Source organism: Psychrobacter sp. (assembly GCF_035469765.1).
In the GTDB taxonomy this organism is placed as follows: Bacteria; Pseudomonadota; Gammaproteobacteria; order Pseudomonadales; family Moraxellaceae; genus Psychrobacter.
The window spans coordinates 1-1,629 of the sequence record NZ_DATIRM010000432.1; the positions used below are offsets into that span (position 1 = coordinate 1).

Annotated in this window: 3 protein-coding genes; all 3 read right to left on the minus strand. The window is 44.9% G+C overall.

Translation table 11 applies throughout. The features are described 5' to 3' along the window. Positions 1–300, minus strand: a 300-nt coding sequence (locus tag VLN09_RS11850; RefSeq protein ID WP_325246765.1) for an SDR family NAD(P)-dependent oxidoreductase, incomplete at its 3' end; no start/stop codon positions are given. A 105-nt stretch (positions 301–405) separates the two neighbouring features. Then, the gene (locus VLN09_RS11855; protein WP_325246767.1) at positions 406–1,116 is read right to left on the minus strand and encodes an HAD-IA family hydrolase; all 711 of its coding nucleotides are present in this window, start codon (positions 1,114–1,116) and stop codon (positions 406–408) included. 33 nt (positions 1,117–1,149) lie between these two features. Further along, positions 1,150–1,629: bifunctional 2-polyprenyl-6-hydroxyphenol methylase/3-demethylubiquinol 3-O-methyltransferase UbiG (ubiG, locus tag VLN09_RS11860; protein WP_325246769.1), on the minus strand; the 480-nt coding region annotated here is incomplete at its 5' end.

Sequence of the window (1,629 nt, forward strand, 5' to 3'; positions counted from 1 at the left end):
TTCAATTTCATCGTATACATATTCAAGCTTGCTACTAGTGCGGCCCAATAGCAGCACCGTTGCCCCATAGCGTGCATAGGTCAACGCCGCAACACGACCAATGCCATCGCCCGCCCCTGTCACCAAGATGGTTTTGCCATCTAAACAGTTTTCAGGTGGCACAAAATTACGAATATCATCGTGAGCTAAAGTGGCTATAGACGCTTGCAAATCATTCTGCTGGCTGTCCAGATGGTTCTCTACATTTTCGGCTGAATGGCTTTCTGACTGATTCGCTAATAGGTTGATATTGTCACTCATGGCGTTACTCACTGCTTATCGTTTAGTAAATGGGCTAGTTTTAACCATCAGGCTATGTTGTTAACATAATGACTAAAAACACGCTGAGTTTATGGCTCATTTGAATTATAAATAATCAAATTTACCAGAAGACAGTAATAATTTATTTAATTGCTCAGGGGTATCAATAATATAATCTGCGCCCCATCTTTTTAGGTTATGCTGATCTTCAGGCGGAATATAACCATAAGCAGCTAGAATCGTCGGCATGCCAGCCGCATTGCCAGCTTCGATATCACGGATATGATCGCCAACATAAATCACGCTTTCAGCAGCGCCGCGAGGAATTCCAAGCTTCTCTAGCGCCGCATACATAGGCTCTGGGTCAGGTTTTGAGCGCGACACATCGTCAGGGCAAACCAAAACCGCGCAGCGTGTGTCCAGCTGCATTCTTTCTAGTAATAGCTCTGATAAATAGCGCGGCTTATTGGTCACAATACCCCATGGTACACCCTTTTCTTCAAGCGCACTTAACACGTCTTCAAGGGCGTTAAAAACACAACTATCCACACAAATATCGGCTTCATAATCGTCCAAAAACTGCTGACGAAACTCAAGCAACGTCTCTTCACTAAAATCAGTCTGGTCATTATGGTGCAGCATGAGCTGCACCATAGCCGAAGCACCCGCAGAGACTTGCTCACGAATCTCTACCTCAGACGGCGCTTGCCAGCCGTTTTCACCACTCATTTTACCAATGATTCTTACAAAGTCGGCAGCCGTATCAATCAGTGTCCCATCTAGGTCAAATAAGACCGCTTTTACAAATTGGCTCATTACAAAGGCTCTTAGTTAAGGTAATAAAAGGGTTTAGGCGAGAGGTTTCTGTACTGCCATCATATAATTGACATCGACGTTTTGAGCCAACCAATAGCGCTTGGTCAATGGATTATAATGCAGTCCAATGATATCTTGGCGCGTAAATCCGGCATCAATCGCCATTTTATCAAGCTCCGCTGGTGTGATAAATTTAGCATAATCGTGTGTACCACGATCAAGCAAGCGCAGTACATACTCTGCACCAACGATAGCAAACAGATAAGATTTTGGATTGCGATTAATCGTTGATAGGACGCAAACTCCGCCTGGCGCTAACAGCTTAAAGCAAGCTTCTACGATAGCGGCTGGATCTGGTACATGCTCTAGCATCTCCATACAGGTGACCACATCAAATTGACCTGCATGGGTAGCAGCCAAGGCTTCAACTGGGATATGCTGATAGCGCAAGGTGTCTTGTAAGTTGCTTTGCTCAGCATGAAGGCTTGCCGCTTTGAGGTTTTCTGTTCCAAG